Origin of the sequence: Curvibacter sp. AEP1-3 (assembly GCF_002163715.1) — a bacterium.
Lineage (GTDB): Bacteria > Pseudomonadota > Gammaproteobacteria > Burkholderiales > Burkholderiaceae_C > Allorhodoferax.
On record NZ_CP015698.1, the window covers coordinates 497,735 to 519,169 of the forward strand.

Here is a 21,435-nt window from a genome sequence, read left to right on the forward strand (position 1 = left end):
CAGGCACCTGCGGGATAATTCTGCCCCATGTCTTTGCAAGATTTCCAACTCGAATTGCTGGCGCCTGCCCGCACGGCTGACATCGGTATCGAAGCCGTGAACCACGGTGCCGATGCGGTCTACATCGGCGGCCCCGGCTTCGGGGCCCGCTCCAGCGCCGACAACAGCGTGGCCGACATCGCGCGGCTGGTGCAGCACGCGCACCGCTACAACAGCCGCATCTTCGTCACCATGAACACCATCCTGCGGGACGACGAGCTGGAGCCCGCACGCAAACAGGCCTGGCAACTGTTTGAGGCCGGTGTCGATGCCCTTATCGTGCAAGACATGGGGTTGTTGGCTATCGATATGCCGCCGTTGCAGCTTCATGCCAGTACCCAGACGGATATCCGCACGCCCGAGAAAGCACGCTTCTTGCAAGACGTGGGCCTCTCGCAAATCGTGCTGGCACGCGAACTCACGACCAAGCAGATTGCGGCCATCCGCGCCGCCACCGATCCGGAGAAGTGCACGCTGGAGTTCTTTATCCACGGCGCTCTGTGCGTGGCCTACAGCGGCCAGTGCTACATCAGCGCAGCCCACACGGGGCGCAGCGCCAACCGGGGCGAATGCAGCCAGGCCTGCCGCCTTCCCTACCAGGTCGTGGACGACAAGGGCCGCTTTGTGGCGCACGACAAGCATGTGCTGTCCATGAAAGACAACAACCAAAGCGAGAACCTGGCCGCCTTGGTGGATGCAGGCATCCGCAGCTTCAAGATCGAAGGGCGCTACAAGGACATGGGCTATGTGAAAAACATCACCGCCCACTACCGCAAGCTGCTGGACCGGCTGATCGAGGACCGTCAGTACTCTGACCAACCCTTGGCCCGAAGCAGCAGTGGCACCACCACCTTCACCTTCGATCCCGACCCTAACCAGAACTTCAACCGCGAATTCACCGACTACTTTGTGCAGGGCCGCCAGATCGACATCGGGGCCTTCGACACCCCCAAAAACCCGGGCCAAGCTATCGGTTACGTCACCAAGGTCAATGCCGACAGCGTGGAACTGGAGCTGATGGACCGCAGCAAACACTTAAGCAATGGCGATGGCCTGTGCTATTACGACCTGCAAAAAGAACTGGTGGGCTTGGCCATCAACCGCGCAGAAGCCATCAACGCGGCCAAGGGCTTGTGGCGCGTGTTCCCCAAAGACCCCATGCCGGGTTTCAAAGACCTGCGCAAAGGCGTGGAGGTGAACCGCAACCGCGATGTGAACTGGACCCGCACCCTCGACAAAAAGAGCAGCGACCGGCGCATCGGCGTCTGGGCCGTGTTGACAGAAGTCCCAGAGGGCATTGCCCTCACCCTGACCGATGAAGACGGCTTCACCGCCACTGCCCGCACCACCCTGCCCCGCGAGCTGGCCAAGGATACTGGCACGGCGATGGACACCCTCAAGGACAACGTCAGCAAAATGGGCGCCACCATTTTTGCGGCGCTCGATGTGCAAGTGCAGTTCAGCCAGCCCTGGTTTGTACCCGCCTCGGTGCTCAACCCCCTGCGGCGTGAGGCGGTGGATGCGCTGGAGCGTGCCCGTGCTGCCGGATTTGTGCGCTTGGCGCCCGGTGTGGCGGTGGAGCCACCGGTGGCCTATCCCGAAGACACCTTGAGCTACCTCGCCAACGTGTTCAACCAGGCGGCCCACGGCTTTTACGCCAAGCATGGTGTCAAAGTGATTGCCCCGGCCTATGAGGCGGTGGAAGAACTGGGTGAGGTGAGCCTGATGATCACCAAGCACTGTGTGCGCTTCTCTTTAAGCCTCTGCCCCAAGCAGGCCAAAGGCGTGACTGGTGTGCAAGGCCAAGTGAAGGCGGAGCCTTTACAACTCATCAACGGCAAAGAAAAGCTCACTCTGCGCTTTGACTGCAAACCCTGCGAAATGCATGTGGTGGGCAAGATGAAAACCAGTGTGGCCAACCAGAGCCGCAAAGAGCTGCTGGAAGCGGCACAGGGCGTGCCCATGACTTTCCACAAGACCCGACCCAAGCAGGAGTTCGGGCACTAAGGGCTAGCGAGGGCCCGGCGTCGGGCCTTCGTTTTCTGCAGGTGAATTCAGCAGATGCCACGCAAACCGCAGGCCCAGCACCGCATTGCCAATGGCAAAAACCGCAACGATCACCGAAGCGATCGGTGACAGGTTGCGGTTCTGAACAATCCAGACCAGCGCCGTCGACAATCCATTGAGCGCGAGCATCAGCCAAAAGGCGGCTTTGCTCGGCTGGATCAGACGGCGCAGGCGTATCACTTCACTTCGGTCACAAAGTTGTCGCGGCTGCGGCGCACCTTCTTCAGGTTCACCAACCAATCACCTTCATCGGCGCGGTAGCCCAAAGGCATGATCACCACGCTGCGCAGGCCACGCTTGTCCAAGCCCAGGATCTCGTCCACGGCCTTGGGGTCAAAACCTTCCATCGGGGTGGCATCGACTTGTTCTTCCGCCGCAGCAATCAGGGCGGTACCCACGCCAATGTAGGCTTGGCGGGCAGCGTGCTGGTAATTCACCTCGGCATCACGTGGCACGTAGGTGCCCAGAATCATCTTGCGGTAGCTTTCCCAACCTTCGTTGATGAAGCCGCGCTCGGTGTTCACCAGGTCGAACATCATGTTGATGCGATCCGCGGTGTAGTTGTCCCATGCTGCAAACACCAGAAGGTGTGAGCCATCGGTGATTTGCGCCTGGTTCCATGCAACCGGTACGATCTTTTCACGCACTTCCTTGCTGCTCACCACAATCACTTCATAGGGCTGCAAGCCGCTGGAGGTGGCGGTCAGACGGATGGCTTCCAGGATACGGTCCAGCTTTTCCTGCGGGACTGCCTTGGCGGGATTGAATTTCTTGGCAGCGTAGCGCCACTGCAGTTTGCTGATCAGATCGGACATCAGGTACTTTCTAAAGTTGATTGACGGCAACCACCTTGGCTGCAGCCGGAAGTCGACAGCTGGGGACTGTAAATCCAAAAACAAGGGGCCCGCAGGCCCCTTGAATCAAACTGATGTCCCGCTCAGGGGATTAACCCACCCACTTGCGCGCATTGCGCCACAGCTGCATCCAGGGGCTGAATTCGCTCTTGTCCAGGCTGGTCCAGCTCATCTGCACGTTGCGGAACACCCGCTCGGGGTGCGGCATCATGGCGGTGAAGCGACCTTCAGCGGTCGTCACAGCCGTCAAGCCACCGGCGCTGCCGTTCGGGTTGAACGGATAGGCCTCGGTCGCGGCGCCTGTGTTGTCCACATAACGCATGGCGGCAATGGATTTGTCGGCGTTTCCACGGTACTTGAAGTTGGCGTAACCCTCGCCGTGCGCTACCGCAATCGGCAGGCGCATGCCGGCCAGATCAGTGAAGAACAAGGACGGTGACTCCAGCACTTCCACTAGCGAGAGGCGGGCTTCAAAGCGCTCGCTCTGGTTGGTAGTGAAGCGTGGCCAGTCCTGCGCGCCGGGGATGATGTCTGCCAGCTCGGCAAACATCTGGCAGCCGTTGCACACGCCCAAGCCAAAGGTGTCCTGGCGGGCAAAGAAGGCTTTGAACTGCTCGGACAGCACGTCGTTGAACGTGATGCTGCGCGCCCAGCCGATACCGGCACCCAGCGTGTCGCCATAGCTGAAACCGCCGCAAGCGACCACGCCCTTGAAGTCTGCGAGCTTCGCACGACCGGTCTGCAAGTCGGTCATGTGCACGTCATAAGCTTCAAAGCCGGCTTCTGTGAAAGCATAGGCCATTTCCACATGGGAGTTGACGCCCTGCTCGCGCAGCACGGCCACCTTGGGGCGGCTCGTCAGGATGGCAGGCGCTCCTGATTTGATAGCTGCTTGCGCAGACTCCACGAGCGCCAGAGCCTTGTTGGGCATGTAAATATGCATGCCAGGATCGCTTTCAGCGCCGGCTGCGGCGTGTTCGGCATCGGCACAAACAGGGTTGTCGCGCTGCTGAGCGATCTTCCAGCTTACGGCATCCCAGACCTGGTGCAGGTCGGCCAGCTTGGCGCTGAAGATGCTCTTGGCATCGCGCCAAATTTGGAGCTCGCCCTTGCCCGCATCGATGGCATCAGTCGCCGGACGCGTCTTGCCGATGAAGTGGCTGAACTTGGACAGGCCATGCTCGCGCAAAGTAGCCATCACTTCCGAGCGCTCAGCGGTGCGCACCTGCAGCACCACGCCCAGCTCTTCGCTGAACAGGGCCTTGAGTGTGGCTTCTTCACGGCGGGCACCCACCTGCCCTGACCAGTTTTTGCTGTCGCCCACATCCATGCGGCTGTCGGAGATGCCGTCGCCCTCGGTGACCAGCATGTCCACGTTCAGGGCCACACCTACGCGACCGGCAAAGGCCATTTCGGCTACGGTCGCCAGCAGACCACCATCGCCACGGTCGTGATAGGCCAATACCTGGCCCTTGGCGCGCAAGGCATTCACCGCGTTGACCAGGTTCACCAAGTCTTTAGCGTCGTCCAGATCGGGCACCTTTTCGCCCACCTGGTCCAGGGTCTGCGCGAGAATGCTCGCAGCCATGCGGTGCTGGCCCTTGCCGAGATCCACCAACACCAGGGTGGTGTCCTCGGACGCGTTGAGCTGGGGCGTCAAGGTTCCACGGACGTCTTGCAAGGTGGCGAAACCACTCACGATCAGGGACACGGGAGAGGTCACCTTCTTGTCGGTGCCAGCGTCTTTCCATTGGGTGCGCATGGACAGGCTGTCCTTGCCCACGGGGATGGAGATACCCAAAGCCGGACACAGCTCCATGCCCACAGCCTTGACGGTGGCGTACAGCGCGGCATCTTCACCGGGTTCGCCGCAGGCGGCCATCCAGTTGGCGGACAGCTTCACCCGCGGCAGCTCAATGGGGGCAGCCAAGAGGTTGGTGATGGCTTCGGCCACGGCCATGCGGCCGGAGGCTGGTGCATCCAGCGCAGCCAGCGGCGTGCGCTCGCCCATGGACATGGCTTCGCCCGCAAAGCCCTTGAAGTCAGCCAAAGTGACCGCGCAGTCTGCCACCGGCACCTGCCAGGGGCCGACCATCTGGTCGCGGTGGGTCAGGCCACCCACGGTACGGTCGCCGATGGTGATCAGGAAGCGCTTGGAGGCCACAGTGGGGTGCGCCAGCACATCGATGACGGCCTTCTGCAAGTCCACGCCAGTCAGGTCCAGCGGTTTGAATTGGCGGGCTACGGTCTTTACATCGCGGTGCATCTTGGGCGGCTTGCCCAACAAGACATTCATCGGCATGTCCACCGGAGACTCCGCACCCTCGTCCACCAACTGCAACTGGCGCTCTTCAGTCGCCACGCCAATCACCGCAAACGGGCAACGCTCGCGCTCGCACAGCGCTTCAAACTGCGCCAGCGACTCGGGAGCGATGGCCAAGACGAAGCGTTCCTGGCTCTCGTTGCACCAAATTTCTTTGGGTGCCATGCCGGACTCTTCGAGCTTGACGGCACGCAAATCAAAGCGGGCGCCACGGCCTGCGTCGTTGGTCAGCTCGGGGAAGGCGTTGGACAAGCCGCCCGCACCCACATCATGGATGGCCAGGATGGGGTTGCGCTCACCTTGCATCCAGCACTGATTAATCACCTCTTGCGCACGACGCTCGATCTCGGGGTTGCCGCGCTGCACCGAGTCAAAGTCCAGTTCTGCCGCGTTGGCGCCGGTGGCCATGGAGCTGGCAGCGCTGCCACCCATGCCAATGCGCATGCCGGGGCCGCCGAGCTGGATCAGCAGGCTGCCAGCGGGGAATTCAATCTTGTCGGTCTGGTCGGCATCGATGATGCCGAGGCCACCTGCGATCATGATGGGCTTGTGGTAGCCGCGTGCCACGGTGTCCACATCGCTGGCGACTGTCTGCTCGTACTCGCGGAAATAGCCCAGCAGGTTGGGCCGGCCAAATTCGTTGTTGAACGCCGCACCGCCCAAGGGGCCTTCGACCATGATCTGCAGCGGGCTGGCAATGTGCTCAGGCTTGCCCAAGGTGCTGCCCCAGAGCTTGGACACGGTAAAGCCGGTCAGGCCCGCCTTGGGCTTGGAGCCGCGGCCGGTCGCACCTTCGTCACGGATTTCGCCACCCGCACCCGTAGAGGCGCCGGGGAATGGGGAGATGGCTGTGGGGTGGTTATGGGTTTCCACCTTCATCAGGATATGGTTGGTCTTGCTATGCTTTTCGTAGCTTGGCGCGCTCACTGCACCTGCGCCATTGGCCGATTTAGCTGTAAAGCGCTCGACCTGCACGCCTTCCATCACCGAGGCGTTGTCCGAGTAGGCCACCAGCATGTACTGGGGGTGCAGCTGGTGCGTGTTGCGGATCATGCCGAACATGCTCTTGTCCTGGGCCACGCCGTCGATGGTGAACTGGGCGTTGAAAATTTTGTGGCGGCAGTGCTCGCTATTGGCCTGCGCAAACATCATCAATTCCACGTCGGTCGGGTTGCGGCCCAGCGTGGTGAAGGCGTTCACCAGGTAGTCAATCTCATCAGCGGCCAGGGCCAAACCAAATTGCGTGTTGGCTTTCACCAAGGCGTCTTTGCCACCGGCCAACACGTCCACATGGTCCATGGGCGCGGGTTGAAGGGCGTTGAAAAGCTCTTGTGCTTGAGCGCGATCCAACATGGCGCTCTCGGTCATGCGGTCGTGCAGCAGGGCGGCCAAGGCCTGGAGCTGCTCCGGAGTCAGAGCACTTTTGCTCAATAGGCCGTTCTTCAAGGTCAAGCGGTACTCCACCAGACGCTCTACACGCTTCACGGCCAGGCCGCAGTTGTGGGCGATATCGGTAGCCTTGGAGGCCCAGGGGCTCACGGTGCCGAAACGGGGGCTCACCACGATCGCGGGGCCTTCAGACGGACCGGTGTACGGGTCACCATAGGTCAGCAAAGCGGCCAGCTTGTCGGCCAGGGGCTTGTCCAGAGCCGCTTCGGTAGCGGCCAGGTGCACAAAACGGGCAGCAATGCCGGAAATCTTGTCGCTCACACCTTGCAAGGCGGGCAGGAGTTGTTGGACGCGGAAATTGCTCAGGGCGTTACCGCCCTCGAAAGAGGTGATGTGCAGGGTCACTGTGGTGGCCTTGTAATGGGCTGGAGCGTTGGGGAGTGGTGATCCACACACGGCCGCTGACTGGGGACGCGCATGGAAGCTCCGGATTTTACCCGCCAGTGGACGCCGCTTTTCCCCACCGGCTCGCGCGGCTCCGCCGGATGGGATAATCCTGCCCCATGACTATCACTTACAAAGACGCCCAAGGCATTGCCGGCATGCGTATCGCGGGCAAACTGGCCTCTGAAGTACTGGACTACCTCACGCCGTTCGTCCAACCCGGCGTGACGACCAACGAGCTCGACAAGCTGGCTCACGACTACATCACGCAGGTGCAAGGCGCCATTCCCGCACCCTTGAACTACACCGGTGGCGGCAACACGCCCTACCCCAAGTCCATCTGCACCTCGGTGAACCAGCAGGTGTGCCACGGCATTCCCAATGACAAGCAGCTGAAAAAAGGCGACATCGTCAACATCGACGTCACCGTCATCAAAGACACCTGGCACGGCGACACTAGCCGCATGTTCCTGGTGGGTGATTGCTCCATTGCGGCCAAGCGCTTGTGTTCCATCACCTACGAAGCCATGTGGGTGGGCATCCAGATGGTCAAGCCCGGAGTCCACCTCGGTGACATTGGCCATGCCATCCAGAAATTTGCTGAAGGCAAGGGCTTCAGCGTGGTGCGCGAGTTTTGCGGGCATGGCATCGGCCAGGTCTTCCATGAAGAGCCTCAAGTGCTGCACTACGGCCGCCCCGGGACCTTGGAAAAGCTCAAAGAAGGCATGACCTTCACCATCGAGCCCATGATCAACGCCGGTGGCAAAGAAATCAAGGACGGTCCTGAAAAAGACGGCTGGAGCATCGTCACCAAGGACCGTTCCCTTTCCGCCCAGTGGGAGCACACCGTGCTGGTCACACCGACCGGTTACGAAGTGCTAACCCTTTCCGCCGGCAGTCCTGCGACGCCAGATTTTGTGACTGCCTGACGCCTTCTGCGAATGACCGAGCTGCAAGCCCTGCGCACCGACTACCGGGCGCGCAAAGCGCAACTGCTGGACCTGGTTGCATCCCCCATAGCGACAGTGCGCCAGGTGCGCAAGGTCTTGCAGCGCATGGCGGACCTGACGGATGAGGTGTTGCGTCAGCTCTGGTCGGGTGCTGGTCTGGCAGAACCCTATGCGTTGCTGGCTGTGGGTGGTTACGGCCGGGCGGAGTTGTTTCCTCACTCCGACGTGGATGTGCTGGTCTTGCTGCCCGATGGTCACTCGGCCGACACCGACTCTGATCTCAAAAAGCGCATTGAGACCTTCATTGGCAATTGCTGGGATGTGGGTCTGGAAATCGGCTCCAGCGTGCGCACCTTGTCAGACTGCCTGCAAGAAGCCGAAAAAGATGTCACAGTCCAGACCGCCTTGCTGGAGTGCCGCCTTATCACCGGCAATGCGGACTTGGTGCAGGCTTTCCGAAAAGCCTTCACCGAGGCCATGGACCCCAAGGCCTTTTTCGTGGCCAAGACGCTGGAAATGCGCCAGCGTCACACCAAGTTTGAAGACACACCCTATTCGCTGGAACCGAACTGCAAGGAATCCCCAGGTGGCCTGCGTGACTTGCAGGTCATTTTGTGGGTGGCCAAGGCGGCCGGGTACGGCGACAACTGGGCGGATCTGGCCCGGGGAGGCTTGGCCACCGAATTCGAGGTCAAGCAGATTGAGCGCAATGAGGCTTTGCTCCTGCTGATCCGTGCCAAGCTGCATTTCATCGCCAAACGGCGTGAAGACCGCCTGATTTTTGACCTGCAGAATGCCGTGGCCGAGTCTTTCGGCTACACCGCCGGCTCGCCGGAGGGGGACCGCAAGCAGTTGGTGCGCGCCAGTGAGGCGCTGATGAAGCGCTACTACTGGGCAGCCAAGGCCGTTACCCAGCTCAACCAGATTCTGTTGATGAACATTGAGGAGCGGTTGAACCCCTCCACCCATGCGCCCCGCCGCATCAATGATCACTTCAACGACAAAGCCGGCATGATCGATGTGGCCAGCGACGACCTCTATCGCCGCAACCCGCACGCCATTCTGGAAACCTTTTTGGTCTACCAGACCACCGTGGGCATCAAAGGCCTTTCAGCTCGCACCTTGCGGGCTCTGTACAACGCCCGTGACCTGATGGATGCCAAATACCGGCGCGACCCGATCAATCGGGCGACTTTCCTGCAAATCATGCAGGCGCCGGACGGCATCACTCACGCGATGCGCCTCATGAACCAGACCTCAGTGCTAGGTCGCTACTTGTGGGTGTTCCGCAAAATCGTGGGGCAGATGCAGCATGACTTGTTCCACGTCTACACCGTGGACCAGCACATCCTGATGGTGCTGCGCAATGCGCGGCGCTTCTTCATGGTGGAACACGCGCACGAGTATCCGTTTTGTTCCCAATTGGCCTCCGGTTGGGACAAGCCTTGGATTTTGTATATCGCCTCCCTGTTCCACGACATCGCCAAAGGCCGTGGAGGCGACCACTCCGAGCTCGGAATTATGGAAGCGCGCCGTTTCTGCAAGGAACACGGCGTGCCTGCCGATGACGCCAAATTGATTGAGTTTTTGGTCGGCGAGCACCTGACCATGAGCCGGATTGCCCAGAAGTCCGATCTGTCGGACCCGGACGTTATCCAGGAATTTGCCAAGCGGGTAGGCAATGAGCGTTACCTCACCGCCTTGTACCTGCTGACGGTGGCCGATATCCGCGGCACGAGCCCCAAGGTCTGGAATGCCTGGAAGGGCAAGCTGCTGGAGGACTTGTACAAATACACCGCGCGTGCCTTGGGTGGCCGCGCACCGGATGCAGACGCGGAAGTAGAACAACGCAAGCGCGAAGCCCTGGTGATGGTGGCGCTGTACGCCCTGCCCTTTGAGGCCCACAAACCTTTGTGGGACACCCTGGATGTGGGTTACTTCATGCGCCATGATGCGGCGGACATTGCCTGGCACACCAAGCAGCTGTCGCGGCTGGTGGCAACTGACCAGCCGATAGTTCGCGCTCGTCGCTCGCCGGTCGGCGAAGGCTTGCAGGTCGTGGTCTACACCCAAGATCAACCGGATTTGTTCGCGCGTATCTGCGGTTACTTCGATCAAGGTGGCTTCAGCATTCTGGATGCCCGTATCCACACCACCAAAAAAGGCTACGCGTTGGATACGTTTCAGGTAGTAACCTCGGCCGACATGGACGAGCACTACCGTGAAATGACCAGCATGCTGGAAAACGGGTTGGCGCAAGCCATTGCCGAGGCCGGGCCGCTGCCGGCTCCCAGCCGGGGCAGAGTGTCGCGCCGGGTCAAGAGCTTTCCGATTGCGCCGCGCGTGTCGCTGAAGCCGGACGAGAAGGCGCAGCGCTGGCTGCTGAACATCTCTGCCAGTGACCGGCTGGGCCTGCTTTATTGCATCGCCCGGGTACTGGCCAAGCACCAGATCGTGGTGCAACTGGCCAAGGTGGCCACGCTTGGCGAGCGGGTGGAGGATACCTTTTTGATTCACGGCGCACAGCTGCAGCACAATCGCGCGCAGATCGATATAGAAACCGAAATCCTGGACGCTTTGGCGGTTTAGCCTGAGGCCGCTTCAGCCGTTGTAGAAGCTTGCGCGCATGCGTCCGTCGCGCTTGGCCACGTACAAGGCTTTGTCCGCTTGCGAAATAAGTGCTCCTGCGCCTCCCGGCTGAACCTCCGTCCACGTCGTACCGCCCACACTCACCGATAAGCGCGGACTGGTCGGAGATTGCCCATGGGGAATCTCCAGCTTGGACATTTCCAGCATGATTTTTTCCGCCACAGCCAAAGCGCCTGCCTCATCCGAATTCGGCAAAAGGATGGCGAACTCCTCTCCACCGAATCGTGCAGCCAGGTCCTGTTGACGCGAACACGCAGCCAATACGGATGCCACCTTTTTCAAAGCGACGTCCCCTTCGGGATGGCCATAGAGGTCGTTGTATTTTTTGAAATGGTCTACATCAATGAGCAAGAGGGATAAAGGATCTGCATGTCGAGCCAGACGACTCATCTCCAGAGGTAGCCGCTCATCCAATTTCCGGCGATTGGCGATACCCGTCAACGAATCGGTGCGGGACATGCTTTCAAGCTTTCGCACCTGCTCGTGAAGCACTAACAACAAAGAGTTGATTCCCTTGGTGAGTTCTCCGATTTCATCCGGGCGGTCGTACTTCAAGACGCTGTCCCAGCTCTTGCTCTCTCCAAGTGAGGCCAAATCTGTACGCAACCGGGCCACAGGGCGCACCAGCCATCGCTGAATGACGCTGATCAACACCACCCCTGAAACAAAAGCCACCATCGCCCATTGCAGCATCATGTCTGAGAGAAGTTTCTCTGCTTTGACCATCCATTGGCGCTCAATCTGCATGTCCACTTGCGCTACAGAACGACCATCGAAGCCTGACGACAGGCTTTGCATGTCGATCACAGTGTCATGGCTGCTCAGCTGCAGGTCATGGGCCGGCAGATATTGGAAGCCCGGAATCTGAAGTGGGGTTTCTGTCCCAAAGAAGGCAGGCTTTGGTTCCTTGGGGGCGCTCATGCGGAAATCGATTCCGGCGTTCGCCGCTATGTTTTTCAAATCCTCCGGATCCAACTCCCTCATCATGGCCACTGTCCCAGACGGGGTATGGGTTCCGTCACTGTGGACGACACCTGTCCAGCAAATGCTGACAGGACGTTCCAACATCCAGGACAAACCGCACTTTGTGGTCGGGACATGGGGGTCAGCCCCCTGCCAACTCCCCAGTAACGAGCTCAAAAGGTCCCGCATTTGCGGAATACGTCCATTGCTCAGCGCCCTGCCACCGAAACCAACCACAGCCCCACTGGCATTCACCAGCAAGACCGCGTTCAAGTTGGAGGCTGCTATCGCTGCCGGCCCGATATTGCTGACCTGAAACTTTTGGTTGGGCTTAAGCAGATGCTCATACATCTCGTCCCAGAATGCCCAGTCATGGTTCAACACGCTGAGGGAGACCAGCTGTTCGTCAAAGCCGCTCAGTACCCGCTTCGCAGCGTCATAGGCGGCCTTGCGCTCTATGGTCTCGAAGGTCGGCAAGAGACTCCGCTTCATCAGATACAGACCGACACTCCCCATGAGTCCGAACACCAAGATGAACGAAGCCACAATCCGCGAGGCAAGCCCGAGACCGGCCAAATTCATTCGCAGGTGAGTTTTGAATCGTCGATACATCCGCATTCCTGCAAGGTTGCGGTAGAGCTTATTCCCAAAACTGCATTTGGTACAGCACAGCGCCTCCAAGCGAGGACATCGAGAGTGCCCTCAATCGTCTTCTGCGGCTGCGATGCCCGGAAACAATACCTCGGTGTAGCCGAACTGACTGAAGTCCCGCACACGCATGGGGTACAGCTTGCCCCACACATGGTCGCACTCATGCTGCACCACCCGTGCATGAAAACCATCCACGGTGCGGTCAATCGCGTCACCATACTGGTCAAAGCCGGTGTAGCGGATACACGACCACCTTGGCACTACGCCCCGCAAACCGGGCACGGAGAGGCAACCTTCCCAGTCGTTTTCCTCTTCATCTCCCAGTGGGGTAATCACAGGGTTGCAGAGCACGGTGGGCAGCACGATGGGCCGGTCCGGGTAGCGGGGATTACGATCGTTGCTACCGAAGATCACCAGTTGCAAATCCACGCCGATCTGCGGCGCAGCCAAGCCCGCACCGTTCGCAGCCCGCATGGTGTCCAGCATGTCGGTGACCAGCAGGTGCAGCGCATCGGTATCGAACTCAGTGACCGGTTGCGCCACGCGCAAAAGGCGTGGATCGCCCATCTTGAGAATGTCACGCACGGTCATTTCAGCAACTCCAAGAGGCCTGCTTCATCCAACACGGGAACACCCAGCTCGTTGGCTTTGTCCAGTTTGCTGCCGGCTTCTGCTCCTGCGACCACATAATGCGTTTTCTTGCTCACAGAGCCACTGACCTTGCCACCGGCGGCTTCAATAAGATCTTTGGCCGCATCTCGGCCCAAGGTGGGCAATGTGCCGGTGAGCACCAGCGTTTTGCCCGCCAAAGGTTTGGGGCCGGCATCGGCGGGTGCACCTTCAGGCCAGGTGACGCCGCAAGCCCGTAACTGCTCCACCACTTCCCGGTTGTGGGCTTGGTCGAAAAAGGTGCGAATGCTTTGGGCCACGATGGGGCCCACGTCAGACACGGCCAACAGCGCTTCTCCGTTGGCGTCCATGATGGCGTCCAGCGTGCCGAAATGGCGGGCCAATTCCTTCGCCGTGGCTTCACCCACATGACGGATACCCAACCCGAACAGGAAGCGCGGCAAGGTCGTTTGCTTGGACTTTTCCAGCGCATCCACGATGTTTTGTGCTGACTTGTCGGCCATGCGGTCCAGGCTTGCCAAAGCATTCAATCCAAGCCGGTAAAGGTCGGGCAAATTGCGGATCACATTGGCATCCACCAACTGCTCCACGAGTTTGTCGCCCAGGCCTTCCACCTCGACCGCACGGCGTTGCGCGAAATGGAGAATGGCTTGCTTGCGCTGGGCACTGCAGAACAGACCGCCGATGCAGCGATAGTCGGCCTCACCCTCCTCCCGCACCGCAGCGGATTGGCACACCGGGCAGATACGGGGCATGGTGAACTGGGGCGCATCACCCACGCGCTTTTCAGCCAGCACAGACACCACTTCCGGAATCACATCCCCTGCGCGACGCACGATCACGGTGTCGCCCACCCGCACATCTTTGCGGCGGGCCTCGTCCTCGTTGTGCAAGGTGGCATTGGTAACGGTGACGCCACCCACGAAGACGGGCGCCAACTTGGCGACAGGCGTCAATTTGCCTGTGCGCCCCACTTGCACGTCAATGGCCAACACCGTGGTCAGCTGTTCCTGCGCCGGGTACTTGTGAGCCACAGCCCAGCGCGGCTCACGGGTGACAAAGCCCAGCCTCTGCTGCAGAGCCAGGCTATTGACCTTGTAGACCACGCCATCAATGTCGAAAGGCAAGCTATCGCGGCCAGCGCCGATGCGCTGGTGATATGCTATTAATTCAGGAGCGCCTCGCGCAGTATCCACCTGCGCTGCAACCGGAAAACCCCATGATTTCAGGGTTTGGAGCATGGCGTAGTGGGTGCCGAACATGGGCCCACCCTCGCTGGCTGGGGTAACTTCACCGAGCCCGTAGGCAAAGAAGCTCAAGGGCCGCTGGGCGGCAATGCCCGGGTCCAATTGGCGTACGGCACCGGCCGCAGCATTGCGGGGGTTCACAAAGGTCTTTTCGCCCTTTTCGCCGGCCGCAATGCGTGCGCGTTGGCGTTCGTTCAATGCCTCGAAATCATCGCGGCGCATGTACACCTCGCCGCGCACTTCCAGAACGGGAGGCACACCGTCCGGCAACTTCAAAGGAATCTGTCCGATGGTCCGGATGTTCTGGGTAACGTCTTCGCCATATTCACCGTCGCCCCGTGTTGCTGCTTGCACCAGTACGCCTTGCTCGTAACGCAAGTTCATGGCCAAGCCGTCAAACTTGAGCTCAGCGACGTACTCCACCGGGGCATCACCCTCGTGCAGCTCCAGCTCTTTGCGGACACGGGTATCAAAGGCAACAGCACCTGAAGACTCGGTATCCGTCTCGGTGCGAATGCTGAGCATGGGCACCGCGTGGCGTACGCTGGTGAACGCATCCAGCACTTGCCCGCCCACCCGTTGCGTCGGGGAATCAGGCGTCACCCACTCAGGACGCTCCGCCTCCAATGCCTGAAGCTCACGGAACAGCAGGTCATATTCGGCATCTGGCACCAAAGGCGCATCGAGCACATAGTAGGCGTGGCCCAGCCTATGCAGCTCCTCGCGAAGGGCCCGCAGGCGTTCGTGAGGGAGGGAGTCCGGCACTGCCGGCTCGGATGAAAACAAGTCCAGCGTTGCCATAAAACGGAAAGAAACTTAGCTGAAAAGGCGACGTGCGATAGGTGAGCCGGCGGCAATGTCCCGCTGCTCCAGCGTGTCGTAAAGCACCTGGAGGTCAGCAGCGATCACGTCCATGGTCTGTGCGGCCAGTGGCTGGCCGTTGTCGTCGGTGACCACGCCTTCCATGGCAAGCGCCAGGGCGTCTGCCGTTTCTCGCATGCGCTCGAAAGGCCGCTCTGCCCTGTCCACTTGGGCCACGTCAAGGTGCAGGGACAATTCGCGGATGGCGCTCTGGGCCGGGTCATCTGCCAAAGCAGCTTGAGAGTCAAAGCCCAGCACCAGCACAGGGGGCAGGCCCTCGACGGACGCCGGCAGCACCATACGACCGGGAATCACACCGGCCACAAATCCCAAACGGGCTGCGTTCTGGTGGATGTAGCCGGGGCTCCAGGACGCATTGCGGGCGCGGATGGTGAAGCCGAGCTGGGCGTCGTGGGCGCTGGCAAAGTGGTCCAGCTCGCGGGCGCGGGCGACTTCATCCAACATTTCTGGGAATTCAGGCGTGGCATTGATTGCGTCTGCAAACGCCTGCGTCTTCACGACGAACTCCGAATACTCAATTTCGTTGAGCGCACCGGAACGGTTGGCCAACTGCACACCGGCTTGGAAGCCACCGTAACGCTGACCGGGAGCAGGAACCTCCCACACCAAAGACTGCAGGTTGTAGCCCTCCACAGAGAAGGGCTTGGTGCCCGCACGGCGCGTCGCTGGCATGGCAGCCATGGCCGCTTCGCCGGACACTGCAGGCGTCGCAGGATCAAGCGCTACCGTGGCAATCACGTCGATCAGCGAATCCATGGCCGGACGCACTGGAGGTCGGGGCAGATTGAAGGCTGGCGTTTCGGCATCGACCTCGGTGAGCACAGGCTCTTGTGTGAGGTCGCCATCCACAGGATCTTGGAGCGGCAAGGCCTGACGGGGGGCATTGCGACGCGACGACCAGGCACCATGGGCGACCACGGCTGCCAGCACGACACCGCCTGCGATCGCCAATCCGATTTGTAAATTGCTCATGTAGGTTTAGCTTTTGCGGTGTTCAAGTGAGCTCAGCGAGGTTGACAGCGGACTCCATGTCCACCGCGACAATCCGCGATACGCCCTGCTCCTGCATCGTGACACCGATGAGTTGTTCTGCCATTTCCATGGCGATTTTGTTGTGACTGATAAACAGGAACTGAGTTCCCTTGCTCATGCTGGCAACCAGCTTGGCGTAACGCTCGGTGTTGGCGTCATCCAGTGGTGCATCCACCTCGTCCAGCAGACAGAAAGGCGCAGGATTGAGCTGGAATATCGCAAACACCAGCGCAATCGCGGTCAGTGCCTTTTCGCCACCCGATAGCAAATGGATGGTCTGATTCTTCTTGCCGGGTGGTTGCGCAATTACCTGCACCCCGGAATCCAGAATTTCGTCGCCGGTAATAACCAGTCGCGCGTTGCCCCCGCCGAAAAGCTCGGGGAACATGCGACCGAAATGGGCGTTCACCTGGTCGAAGGTGCCGGACAGCAATTCGCGGGTCTCCGCGTCAATCTTGCGAATTGCGTCTTCCAGGGTGTTCATGGCCTGCGTCAAATCGACGTTTTGCATGTCCAGGAACTGCTTGCGCTCACGGGCAGCGGCCAGCTCTTCCAATGCCGCCAAGTTGACGGCGCCCAACGCTGCGATCTCGCGGTTCAGGCGGTCAATGTCCCCCTGCATGCCGAACAAACGCACATTGCCGTCTTTAATGCTCTGCTCAATCGCATCGAGGTCTGCCTGCGCATCTGCCAACTGGGCCTCAAACTGTTCAAAGCCAAGGCGCGCGGCCTGCTCTTTGAGCTGGAATTCGGTAATGCGCTGGCGCAATGGGTCGAGCTCGCGCTCCAGCTGCAAGCGGCGCTCATCGCTGGCGCGCAGTTTGGCAGTCAAGTCGTCGTATTCGCTGCGCTTGGCGGCCAAGGCCTGTTCACGCTCCATCTTCAAGGCCAGGGCGTTTTGCAGGCCTGCTTGGGCCGCTGCGTCGGTCAGGCGGTGCAACTCGTCCTGCGCGCGCTGTTCTTCGGCTTGAATGCTCTGGTTCTGTTGAATGGCTGTTTCGATGGCGCGGGAGAGTTCTGCATTGCGCGCCTGCAGGCTGCGCTGGGCAAACACGGCTTCCTGCGCTTGGCGCTCGAGGCTGCGCTGCTGTTCGCGGCACTGGCTCAGCTTGTTTTGAACCTCAATAACACGTTCATCCAGTTGCGCGTGGCGCTCCTGACTATCGGCAAGCTGCATGTCCAGAGATTCGAAGCGCGCCTCGGCTTCTACACGTCGCTCTTGCAAATCGTCCAGCTGAGCTTCGACTTCCGCCATGTCGGCATCGATCTGGGCACTGCGCGCACGGGTTTGCTCCAGCATCTGGGACAGGCGCAGAGTCTCGACCTGCAACTCATGAACGCGCCCTTGGCTTTCGGCGGCTTCGCGGCGCGCACTGACCAATCGCTGGGCACTCTCGGTGTATGCACTTTCGGCTCGGCTCAGAGCGACCCGGGACTCGTCGGCAATTAGCACCTGAGCACGGAGCTGTTTCTCCAGGTTCTCAATTTCCTGGGCTCGAGCCAACAAACCGGCCTGCTCCGAATCCTGGGCGTAAAAGCTGACGCTGTGGGCCGTGACCACATGCCCGCTTTTCACATAGATGCTTTCACCAGGCTGCAACTTCTCGCGTTGCGCCAACGCTTCTTCAAAGCTGGCAGCAGTAAAGCAGCCTTGCAACCAGTCGGTCAGAACCGCTTTTTGGCCCGCGTCATTTACGCGCAGCAAGTCTGACAAACGGGGCAAGGCACCCGCGCGCTCGGGCAAAGCGGCTTGCGGTGGGCTGTAGAACGACAGTTTGGCAGGTGGCGCGTCCACCGCAAAGGCCTTGAGCATCTCCAGGCGTGACACTTCCAATGCCCCCAAACGCTCGCGCAGTGCGCCTTCCAGCGCATTCTCCCAACCTTGCTCAATGTGGATGCGGCTCCACAGGCCCTGCAAGTGGTCCAGCCCATGCTTGGCCAGCCAAGGCTGCAACTTGCCGTCGGTCTTCACCTTTTCCTGCAGCGCTTTGAGGGCCTCCAGGCGGGCTGACAAGTCCGCTTGACGGGACGACTCGGTGTTGACGGTGAGTTGCTGTTCCTTGCGAGCCTCGTCCAGCTGCGGCACCGCATCCTGCAGGTCTTGCAGCCGTGCGTCCGCCACCTGATGCGCTTCTTGCACCGCTTCCAGTTGCTCTTGCAGACCTGTCAACCGGGATTCATCCGGCGCAGACAGTGCATTGCGATCGGTCATCAACCGGTCGCGGCGGGTTTCCAACTGACGGCTTTGTTCTTCAATGCCACGTTGTTCAGCGGCCAACACCTGAATCTGTTGCTGCACCTGCGACACCGAGCCGCGCTGGTCGTTGGCGGCACCTTGCGCCTTGGCCAACGCCTCCTCGAGGTCCGGCAGTTGCTGAGCTTGCTCTTCAACCTGGGCGGCCAGCAGTTCAGTTTGCTCTTCCCCCAAGGCAGCCAATTCGGCCAAGCGCTCCATTTCAGCCTGCGCGTCGTCTTTGCGGGTGGCCCACTGGGCAATCTGTTCTTTGAGCGTGATCAGGCGTTGCTCCACGCGCTGGCGCCCCTCCACCACGAAGCGGATTTCCGCTTCCAGGCGCCCCACGTCGGTACTGGCTTCGTACAACAAGCCTTGCGCTTGATTGACCTGGTCACCGGCTCCGTAATGCGCTTGGCGCACTGTTTCCAGATCTGCTTCGATGTGACGCAAATCGGCCATGCGCGCTTCGAGCGCATTGACGGCGGCCAGTCCTTCAGACTGCACTTTGGCTTTGTCGGCCAGCGCTTCCGCCCGCTTCAGGAACCACTGCTGGTGCTGCTTGAGCGTGACCTCGGATTGCAGTGCGTTGTACTTTTGTGCAACTTCCGCCTGCTTTTCCAGGCGCTCCAGGTTGGTACCCAGCTCGCGCAGAATGTCCTCGACCCGGGTAAGGTTTTCACGTGTGTCGGAAAGGCGGTTTTCTGTCTCGCGGCGGCGCTCTTTGTATTTGGAGACGCCTGCAGCCTCTTCCAGGAACAAGCGCAGCTCTTCCGGCTTGGACTCGATGATGCGGGAAATGGTGCCCTGCCCGATGATCGCGTAAGCACGGGGCCCTAAACCGGTGCCCAGGAACACGTCCTGGACGTCACGGCGGCGCACGGGTTGGTTATTGATGAAGTAGCTGCTTGTCCCATCCCGGGTCAGCACCCGTTTGACTGCAATTTCACCGAACTGACCCCATTGGCCGCCGGCCCGGTGGTCGGCATTGTCAAACACCAGTTCCACGCTGCTGCGGCTCGCAGGCTTGCGGGAAGTGGTGCCGTTGAAAATCACGTCCTGCATGGACTCACCACGCAACTCGCTGGCTTTGCTCTCGCCCAACACCCAGCGCACCGCATCCATGATGTTGGATTTACCGCAGCCGTTGGGGCCGACCACGCCAACCAGCTGGCCGGGCAGCAGGAAGTTGGTGGGTTCAGCGAAAGACTTGAAGCCCGAGAGCTTGATGGAGTTGAGACGCACAGGAAGATGTAGACAGCGCTAAGCAGTTGATTTTATTGGGAATAATGGAGCCTTCCCAGTGGCTCGCGACCGCTGGATCATACCCTGCAGCAACCCGCACTTCGGCACACCTCCAGCCGCGATGGCACTCAGGCCGGGCTACCCAGATACGCGGCCACCTCTGCTTCCAACACACGCAACTCAGGCGCCAGCGTGGCATATGCGGCAGCTACCATGGGCGCATCCCCCTTTTTACTCATGAATTCCACTTCGGATACCTTCGCGACCAATTCAGCGGTGCAAAAGATGGGAATAAAGCCCTTAAGCGGGTGCAACAGGTGGTTGGCGCCCTGCACATCCCCCTTCGTCAGCAGTTCCGTGATCGCGGGAACGTCACGCTGCAAGGAGTCCAGAACCATGGGAAGCATCTCGCGCAAAGCGCCTTCGTCACCGATTTGCTCCAATGCACCGGCAATATTGAGATAACGGTTGCCGGCATCATTGGTCGGAACTGCAGACATGGCTTACTCCTCAAAATCGATCTAAACGGACCCCAAGGGCCGAAGACCCAAGTTTAACGACGACTCAGGGATAATGCCGCCCCATGAATCCGAATTTGTCCAGCCTGCAGGCGTACCCGTTTGAGCGCCTGCGCCAGTTGTTTGCAGGCGTTGTGCTCAACCCCGCGTTCAGCCCCATCAGTCTGGGCATCGGCGAGCCCCGTCACCCTACCCCCCAACTCATCAAAGACGCCTATTGCCATGCCATCCAATCGGGTGAAAGCGGTTTGGCTGCTTACCCCGCTACCGCGGGTGATCCCAAACTGCGGTTGTCCATGGCGAATTGGATTGAACGACGCTATGGCCTGAAGTTGGATGCCGCAACGCAAATATTGCCCATCAACGGCTCACGCGAAGCATTATTTGCCTTTGCGCAGACGGTCATCAATCCGGCAGCTAGCAATGGCACTGTGCAGGTGGTGTGCCCGAATCCGTTCTATCAGATCTACGAAGGCGCTGCCCTGCTTGCAGGTGCGCAGCCATACTTTGTGCCCTCTGTGCCCTCCCGCAATTTCGCCCAGGATTGGGACAGCGTCCCGGAAAGCGTATGGGCGTCTACGCAGCTCATGTATGTGTGCTCCCCCGGGAACCCTGCCGGTGCGGTCATGCCTATGTCCGAGTGGGAAAAGCTTTTTGCGTTGAGCGACAAGTACGGCTTTGTCATTGCCTCGGATGAGTGCTACAGCGAAATTTACTTCCGCGATGAGGCGCCATTGGGTGGATTGGAAGCTGCAGCCAAGTTGGGGCGTGCCGATTTCAAGAATCTGGTGTCCTTCACCAGCCTGTCCAAGCGAAGCAACGTTCCCGGCATGCGCAGCGGCTTCTGCGCGGGCGATGCACACTGGATCAAACAGTTTTTGCTTTACCGCACCTACCATGGCAGTGCCATGAGCCCTGTCGTACAGGCGGCCAGCATTGCTGCTTGGGACGATGAGGTCCATGTAGTTGACAACCGCGCCAAGTACCGCGCCAAGTTTGCCCAGGTCACGCCCTTACTCTCCCAAGTGATGGACGTCACCTTGCCGGACGCTGGCTTCTACCTGTGGGCGGATGTCAATGGCAGTGACACCGAGTTCGCCCGTGAACTGCTCGCTCTTTACAATGTGACCGTCTTGCCCGGCAGCTACTTGGCGCGTGAGGCGAACGGGCACAACCCCGGCGCCGGACGCATCCGCATGGCCCTAGTGGCTGAGACCGCAGAATGCGTGGAAGCGGCGCAGCGCATCGTCCAATTCGTTCGGGGTCGCAGCGCTTGAAGTGCCGGACCTCGAAGCCTTTTCTCCGATTACAACCCTGAA

At 60.1% G+C, this 21,435-nt stretch carries 13 protein-coding genes; 4 read left to right on the forward strand and 9 right to left on the reverse strand.

Annotated features, from left to right (window positions below):
- Nucleotides 1-27: 27 nt before the first annotated feature.
- On the forward strand, nt 28-2,046 hold the full coding sequence (locus AEP_RS02370) for a peptidase U32 family protein (RefSeq protein WP_087493908.1): 2,019 nt from the start codon (nt 28-30) through the stop codon (nt 2,044-2,046).
- 3 nt (nt 2,047-2,049) lie between these two features.
- On the opposite strand, the gene AEP_RS02375 is transcribed toward AEP_RS02370, so the two are convergent.
- From AEP_RS02375 to purL, 3 genes are all read right to left on the reverse strand, one after another.
- Entirely contained in the window at nt 2,050-2,286 is a 237-nt protein-coding gene (locus tag AEP_RS02375; RefSeq protein WP_232459909.1) for a hypothetical protein, read from the reverse strand.
- Nucleotides 2,283-2,921: an NAD(P)H-dependent oxidoreductase gene (locus AEP_RS02380; protein ID WP_087493909.1), complete on the reverse strand. Its 639-nt coding sequence runs from the start codon at nt 2,919-2,921 to the stop codon at nt 2,283-2,285. The genes AEP_RS02375 and AEP_RS02380 overlap by 4 nt, the downstream gene beginning before the upstream one ends.
- Nucleotides 2,922-3,051: 130 nt before the next feature.
- On the reverse strand, nt 3,052-7,077 hold the full coding sequence (gene purL, locus AEP_RS02385; RefSeq protein ID WP_087493910.1) for a phosphoribosylformylglycinamidine synthase: 4,026 nt from the start codon (nt 7,075-7,077) through the stop codon (nt 3,052-3,054).
- 158 nt (nt 7,078-7,235) lie between these two features.
- Between purL and map the strand changes: the two genes are divergently transcribed.
- Both map and AEP_RS02395 read left to right on the forward strand, forming a co-directional pair.
- Nucleotides 7,236-8,045, forward strand: coding sequence for a type I methionyl aminopeptidase (map, locus tag AEP_RS02390; protein WP_087493911.1), 810 nt, complete (start codon nt 7,236-7,238; stop codon nt 8,043-8,045).
- A 12-nt stretch (nt 8,046-8,057) separates the two neighbouring features.
- The gene (locus tag AEP_RS02395) at nt 8,058-10,655 is read left to right on the forward strand and encodes a [protein-PII] uridylyltransferase (protein ID WP_087493912.1); all 2,598 of its coding nucleotides are present in this window, start codon (nt 8,058-8,060) and stop codon (nt 10,653-10,655) included.
- 12 nt (nt 10,656-10,667) lie between these two features.
- On the opposite strand, the gene AEP_RS02400 is transcribed toward AEP_RS02395, so the two are convergent.
- From AEP_RS02400 to AEP_RS02425, 6 genes are all read right to left on the reverse strand, one after another.
- Complete coding sequence (locus AEP_RS02400; protein WP_198301887.1) at nt 10,668-12,290, reverse strand: sensor domain-containing diguanylate cyclase; 1,623 nt, start codon at nt 12,288-12,290, stop codon at nt 10,668-10,670.
- Nucleotides 12,291-12,380: 90 nt separating this feature from the next.
- Nucleotides 12,381-12,920, reverse strand: a complete 540-nt coding sequence (gene def / locus AEP_RS02405) for a peptide deformylase (protein ID WP_087493914.1) — start codon at nt 12,918-12,920, stop codon at nt 12,381-12,383.
- Nucleotides 12,917-15,007 (reverse strand): NAD-dependent DNA ligase LigA, encoded by a 2,091-nt coding sequence (gene ligA, locus AEP_RS02410; RefSeq protein WP_087493915.1) that lies wholly within the window; start codon nt 15,005-15,007, stop codon nt 12,917-12,919. Before ligA ends, def begins: the two co-directional genes overlap by 4 nt.
- 15 nt (nt 15,008-15,022) lie before the next feature.
- Nucleotides 15,023-16,060: a cell division protein ZipA C-terminal FtsZ-binding domain-containing protein gene (locus AEP_RS02415; RefSeq protein WP_087493916.1), complete on the reverse strand. Its 1,038-nt coding sequence runs from the start codon at nt 16,058-16,060 to the stop codon at nt 15,023-15,025.
- A 22-nt stretch (nt 16,061-16,082) separates the two neighbouring features.
- Entirely contained in the window at nt 16,083-19,598 is a 3,516-nt protein-coding gene (smc, locus tag AEP_RS02420; RefSeq protein ID WP_087493917.1) for a chromosome segregation protein SMC, read from the reverse strand.
- 128 nt (nt 19,599-19,726) lie between these two features.
- On the reverse strand, nt 19,727-20,098 hold the full coding sequence (locus AEP_RS02425) for a hypothetical protein (RefSeq protein WP_087493918.1): 372 nt from the start codon (nt 20,096-20,098) through the stop codon (nt 19,727-19,729).
- A gap of 83 nt (nt 20,099-20,181) precedes the next feature.
- Between AEP_RS02425 and dapC the strand changes: the two genes are divergently transcribed.
- Entirely contained in the window at nt 20,182-21,393 is a 1,212-nt protein-coding gene (dapC, locus tag AEP_RS02430) for a succinyldiaminopimelate transaminase (protein WP_087493919.1), read from the forward strand.
- Nucleotides 21,394-21,435: the final 42 nt, after the last annotated feature.